We start from the raw sequence: 6227 nt of genomic DNA, 5'->3' as shown, positions 1-6227 counted from the left end.
ACACCAATCGAGATCTTCTTACTTAATCTACGTCACTAAATTCGTTCAAGTTATTTCTTGCAATCTGCCATAAATAAACTAGCAAAGACGCGTGAGGAGCATATCCATGAGTAAAATTTTGGTTGTGGATGATGAGAAGCCAATCTCAGATATCATAAAGTTTAATTTAACAAAAGAAGGCTATGATGTTGTCACGGCAGCGGATGGTCAAGAAGCATTAACCATGTTCAGTGACGAAAAGCCAGATCTTGTTTTATTAGATCAAATGTTACCCGAAATTGATGGCGTTGAAGTATTGCGTCAAATTCGTTCAAAGTCAGAAATTCCGGTCATTATGGTGACAGCCAAGGATTCTGAAATTGATAAAGTCTTGGGTCTAGAAATGGGTGCGGATGATTATGTGACGAAGCCTTTTTCTAACCGAGAATTAGTCGCACGTGTCAAAGCTAACTTGCGTAGTCGTAAGGCAGTTGCGCAACATTCAGATGATGCAGTCGTCAATACAGAAGATATTGAACTCGGTGATTTAACGATCCATCCCCAAGCCTATATGGTATCAAAAGCGGGGCAGGATATTGAATTAACACACCGTGAATTTGAACTGTTGTATTATCTTGCTCAACACATTGGGCAAGTGATGACCCGTGAGCACTTGTTGCAACAGGTATGGGGTTACGACTATTTTGGTGATGTCCGCACGGTTGATGTCACTGTCCGTCGCTTACGCGAAAAGATTGAAGACAACCCAAGTCACCCAAACTGGCTCGCAACGCGCCGCGGCGTTGGGTATTACTTACGCCCAGAAGCAGAATAAGTCGCATCGTTTCATACCTTGCAGGTTGAAATAGGCGATGATAACGCTATTTTGGTATGGATATCGCAAGGAGACAGACGCAAGGCGTCAGTAACTATGAACAGTACGATCAGTTTTTTTAAATCTATCCGTTTTCGCATCACCCTCGTTTTTGTGTTGCTAATGATTATCGCACTCGAACTTTTGGGTGCGTTTTTTGTACGCCAAATTGAACAGCAAAATTTGGCGACTTTTCAGCAACAAATTACATTACCCAAATATGTGACCGATCAAATTACGACGGCACTTAAAAATCCGGATACAAATGCCGGTAACCACGAGATTCAAGATGTGTTATCGAGTTTAAATAATGATAACTTGCAAGAAGCGCAGGTTATCGATCGTACGGGCACAATTCGTGGGACGTTATCTGTTTCTGGTCAGCAAACCATTGGGCAAAAAACAACGGATTTAAATGCCCAAAAGGCGATTGCTGGTGAGCAATCTTTTTTAAAGACGCGCATTATCAATGATAATGGTGATCGTAAAGAATTATTAACGATACCGCTAGGGGTGACGTCCGGTCGTGTCCGTGATGTGAGTGGGGTCATTGTTGTCGCTGCCAGTTTGGCACCAGTTTATCAACATGTTAATAGCGTGATGCGACTCTTTATTATTGCTGGTTTAATTGCTTTAGTGGCCAGCATTGGTTTGGCGCTATTCTTGGCACATACTTTAACACGGCCGATTGAACAAATTGATGAACAGACGACTAAAATTGCGAATGGTGACTATTCGATGGTCAATCATATCTATGGTTCTGATGAAATCGGCCATCTCGCCCAATCAGTTAACGAACTCTCCACGCGAGTCGAGGAATCCACGGAAACGGTCAATGCGGAGCGTAACCGGCTGGATTCAGTGCTCACGCATATGGCGGATGGTGTTTTAGCAGCTAACCGACGGGGTGAAGTGACGATTATTAACCAGGCAGCGGCAGATTTTGTCGGCGTCGATCGCGAAGAAGCGATTGGACAACATGTGGTGGATTTGCTACATCTGCGTGGTAAGCGTACGTTGCGTGATATGTTGGAAAATCTGGACGATTTCCAGGTTGATTTGTCAGATGCTGGCAAGGAAGTAGTCGTTCAAGCTTATGTTTCCTTAATTAAACGGCAATCCGGCTTTATCTCTGGTCTCGTTGTGGTCTTACATGATATTACGGAGCAACAACGGATTGATTCTGAACGCCGCATGTTTGTTTCCAACGTGTCACACGAATTACGGACACCGTTGACCTCTGTGCGTTCTTATGTCGATGCGTTGGCTGAAGGGGCGATTAATGACCCTGAAATGGCGCAAAACTTTTTGGGCGTGGTTCAGGATGAAACGCAACGTATGATTCGGATGATTAACGACCTGTTGGAGTTATCCCGTTTGGATCAAGGGACGATGGATGTGAAACTTGAGGTGGTAAACCTCAATAGTCTGTTCAATTTTGTCTTAAATCGTTTCGATATGATTATTGAAAACGATGCTAAAAATGCTGACACACCAAACAAAAGCTACAATATTAAACGCGAATTAACTAATGAAGATGTTTGGGTTGAAGTGGACCCCGATAAATTTACCCAAGTGTTGGATAACATTATGAATAATGCGGTGAAGTACTCGCCTGATGGCGGCACAATTACGGCGCGCTTAATTAAAACGAAGACACGGGCAATTTTAAGTATTTCAGATCAAGGGTTGGGGATTCCAAGAAAAGATTTGGATAATATTTTTAACCGATTTTTCCGTGTGGATAAGTCACGGTCATGCGCTCAAGGTGGGACTGGCTTAGGACTTGCGATTTCAAAAGAAGTCGTGGAAAAGTTTAATGGTCGTATTTGGGTTGATTCCGTTGAAAATAAAGGGTCTACCTTCTATATTTCGTTAGCATATGTGGAGGATGCAGATTTAGAGGAGGATGATTGGGATGCGGAATAAACCATTTCTTCTCCAACAAACCATTTTGAATGTGCTCTTGGTCCTTGCGATTGGCGCTTCGGTAGTGTTAAGTGTCTTTACTTTTAAGTCTTTTGGGCCAACGGAAACAGCCAGCCAATCGGCAACACAGCAATCCAACCAGCAGCTCATTCAGGTTTTTCGGCCCACACAGTTTATTGTTACCCAAGCGAATGGCCAGCAACATGTTGTCCTGAAGACTGACTCAAAACAAGTGAAAACGATTAGGAACGCACTGATGTCAGCGCGTTTTTCCGATGAGCAAACAACCACGGTCAGTACGCAGCGGATAGAAAAAATTTTAAGCACCAAAAGTGCTTTAGTCTTGCGTTATCCAGATGTGATCCCAATTGATTATTTCAATACACGTTATAATCAACAAGTTGAACGCCAAAAATCCCTTAACTTTGATTACTTTGTGTTGGCGCTTGATCAGTCTAATAATGGTTATTTTGTAAATACCAAAAAGCGACAGATCACCACGGTTAAAGTGGCGCGATTGGATGACGATGACGTCTGGCGTATGGTCAATCAGCTCCCTAAACATACCGCAGTTAACTTTAAAACGCAGCAAGGACGCGCCGAATTGAACTACAAGGGTGCGTTCAAGCTACCAGTCTATTCTTACCTAGTGAACCGCCGTGACCCTAAAATGTATGTGTCTGCGTTATTGGGGACAATGAACCAACTCGTGATATCTGAAGATGGTCATAAAACGGTTTACACCAACAAATTAAATCATCAAAAAGTGACTTATGACCCTGAGTGGGAAACGGTCACCTTTGAGGACAATAACCTTAAAAATAAGCTGCCAAAGTCTTACCTTGAGCGTTTGAATTTGAGTTTTGCACAAATCAACTTATTACAACTTAACTTAACCGATACGCGTTTTTTTGAAAGCCAGAATCTTGGCCAATCAGTGACCTATCGGACATATGTCGAAGGCTTTCCGGTTTATTTCCAATCAGAAAGTGGCGCGATTCATATTGATATGTCACAAAATGGCCAACAAACGAGTACCTATTCGCTCAATGAATTAGGGGTACCAGTTCCTAATAATCAGCCAGATGTGACCTTGCCGTCAACTGCTGATGTCTTAAAGCAATTACGTGATGCAGGCGTCAAGCCAAGTGATTATAACTTTATTACGCCAGGTTATGAGTGGCTGGTTAATAAAGATAGTCAAGCCGCGGTCAACACGGTGCCAACTTGGATGATTGAAACATCAGACGGTTGGCATAGTGTCACAGCTTATATAGCAGCAAAAGCTAATCAATAGTGATAGGCAAAACAAAAAGGAGGCAGTCATGCAATTTAAACGTATTACCGTGCTCATGTTGATTTTGTTTGTTTTGCTGGACATTTTCCTATTTAATTGGTGGCAGGCTGGCCGTGTCGCACCGATCCAAGTTGCGGATGCTAACGCAAATATTATTTTGGAGATGAAAAAGCAAGGTATTAAGTTGCCGAGTTTTAGCACGACGATTAACTATAAAAGTTATCTGGCCGCGCAACATGCTAAAAAGTCAGAAATTACGCGCTTACCAAGTGATCTCGCGACAACAACGGCAGGCGATGCGGAAGAGTTGGTTGGCGAATTCCGCACAGCTAAAGGGCTGAAACCGCGCGATGGTGAGCCGACAAGTCTGTCACCTAATGTGATTGCTTACGATGCGGGGTACCGCTATAATCCGATTTTAACTGCCAATAAAACAAACGGGGATAAAGTCTATTCCCAAGTCGTCAACGGTTTACCGGTGATGGCGGCGCCAGGCACAATGGTTTTTCATTATGATAAAAATGGCAAGCCAATCAACGTGGTGAAACGGCAGTTAATCAATAGTCAAAAGCTTCGTGATGATCGGCCACTTATCTCTGAAGAAGAGGCGATTGTTGCGCTGTACCGGTATAATGAATTGGATAGTGGGGATCGTTTATCTGAGGGTTACTTGTACTATGATAAAATATTAACAGTGAATGGTTATGATATTTATCTGCCAGTGTGGGCGTTTGAAGCACATAGCGGTCGTGATAAATACATTTTAAAGATCAATGCCTTTACAGGGGATAATTTATCGGTATAATTTAATTTAATATTAATTTGTAATCGATACACTTAAAACAAAGCAATAGATGGGTGAATAATATGGCAGATAAATCATTAACAAAAATTATCGTAACCGGCGCAGTTGCTGGCGCTCTTGGTGGTGGGGCGATGTTGTATGGGCAGCGCGGCTTAGAAGATATGCAACAATCACAACAAAAAGTCACCACCAAGGCTGATAAGACGGTGACAATTCCCAAGGATGCAACGGCGACTTCAGCTTACAATAAAGTGTCAGATGCGGTTGTTTCTGTGTTGAATTTCTCTCAAACGGGCAAAGATTCTTTTCAAGAAGTGTCTGAAGGCTCAGGCGTGATTTACAAGAAGTCTGGGGATGCGGCCTATGTGGTGACGAATAATCACGTGATTAACGGAGCAGCCCAAATTCAAGTCATGTTACATGATGGGCAAAAAGTGACGGCTACGTTGGTTGGAAAGGATGCCATGACGGATTTGGCGGTGTTAAAGATCGCGGCCGACAAGGTGACCACAACGGCCGAATTTGGTGATTCCAATAAAATCCAAGTGGGGCAGAAGGTCTTGGCTATTGGCTCACCGTTGGGCGCACAATATGCCTCATCGGTCACAGAGGGGATTATTTCGGCTAAGAAGCGTTTGGTGGAGTCTTCTTCTGAAGATGGGCAAAATTATGGGGGCTCAACGGTTATTCAAACCGATGCGGCCATTAACCCTGGTAATTCCGGTGGTCCATTAATTAATTTTGCTGGCCAAGTGATTGGGATTAACTCAATGAAACTATCTTCTTCTGCTTCAGGTACGAGTGTTGAAGGGATGGGATTTGCTATTCCGTCAAATCAAGTGGTGGATATTGTTAATAAGTTGGTCAAGTATGGCCAAGTGACGCGTCCAGCTATTGGCATTGGATTAGTTGAATTATCAGCTGTGACGGTTGATGACCAAAAGTCACTGTTGAAGATCCCAGATACAGTTAAGGGCGGCGTTGTTGTCATGAGTTTAACTCCTAATGGACCAGCGGCTAAAGCTGGTATTCAGAAATACGACGTGATTACTGGGATTGATGGCAAAACCGTGACGGGGCAAGCTGACTTGCGTGAAGAATTATATAAGCATGATCTTAATGATACGGTCACAATTACTTATTATCACCAAGCAGAGAAAAAGACTGTTAAAGTTAAATTAACACAAAAATTAGGAAGTTAACGTGCGCGTTAACTTTTTTCTTTACACATTTTTTACAAATTAGATGAGCTGCTGTTTTCTGAAAATGTTAATAAATCGTCTGAAAATGTTGATAAATCGGTGTAAAAGTCGATAAAATGTGGATAAGTCGGTGGGGTCATG

Annotated in this window: 5 protein-coding genes; all 5 read left to right on the top strand. The window is 42.7% G+C overall.

All coding sequences use genetic code 11. The features are described 5' to 3' along the window. The first annotated feature begins 106 nt into the window (after positions 1-106). The 5 genes from yycF (at position 107) to IE039_RS06235 (ending at position 6086) form a co-directional block, all read left to right on the top strand. Entirely contained in the window at positions 107-814 is a 708-nt protein-coding gene (gene yycF / locus IE039_RS06255) for a response regulator YycF (RefSeq protein ID WP_029510319.1), read from the top strand. 96 nt (positions 815-910) lie between these two features. Continuing rightward, on the top strand, positions 911-2782 hold the full coding sequence (gene walK, locus IE039_RS06250; protein ID WP_189428918.1) for a cell wall metabolism sensor histidine kinase WalK: 1872 nt from the start codon (positions 911-913) through the stop codon (positions 2780-2782). Then, positions 2772-4079, top strand: a complete 1308-nt coding sequence (yycH, locus tag IE039_RS06245; RefSeq protein WP_189428917.1) for a two-component system activity regulator YycH — start codon at positions 2772-2774, stop codon at positions 4077-4079. Before walK ends, yycH begins: the two co-directional genes overlap by 11 nt. A 28-nt stretch (positions 4080-4107) precedes the next feature. Further along, positions 4108-4884, top strand: a complete 777-nt coding sequence (yycI, locus tag IE039_RS06240; protein ID WP_010004394.1) for a two-component system regulatory protein YycI — start codon at positions 4108-4110, stop codon at positions 4882-4884. Positions 4885-4946: 62 nt separating this feature from the next. Then, positions 4947-6086, top strand: a complete 1140-nt coding sequence (locus tag IE039_RS06235) for a S1C family serine protease (protein ID WP_189428916.1) — start codon at positions 4947-4949, stop codon at positions 6084-6086. The last annotated feature ends 141 nt before the right edge of the window (positions 6087-6227 follow it).

Source organism: Leuconostoc lactis KCTC 3528 = DSM 20202 (assembly GCF_014651235.1).
Lineage (GTDB): Bacteria > Bacillota > Bacilli > Lactobacillales > Lactobacillaceae > Leuconostoc > Leuconostoc lactis.
The sequence above is the reverse complement of the archived record's forward strand: the minus strand, read 5'-3'. Positions and strand labels throughout refer to the sequence as shown.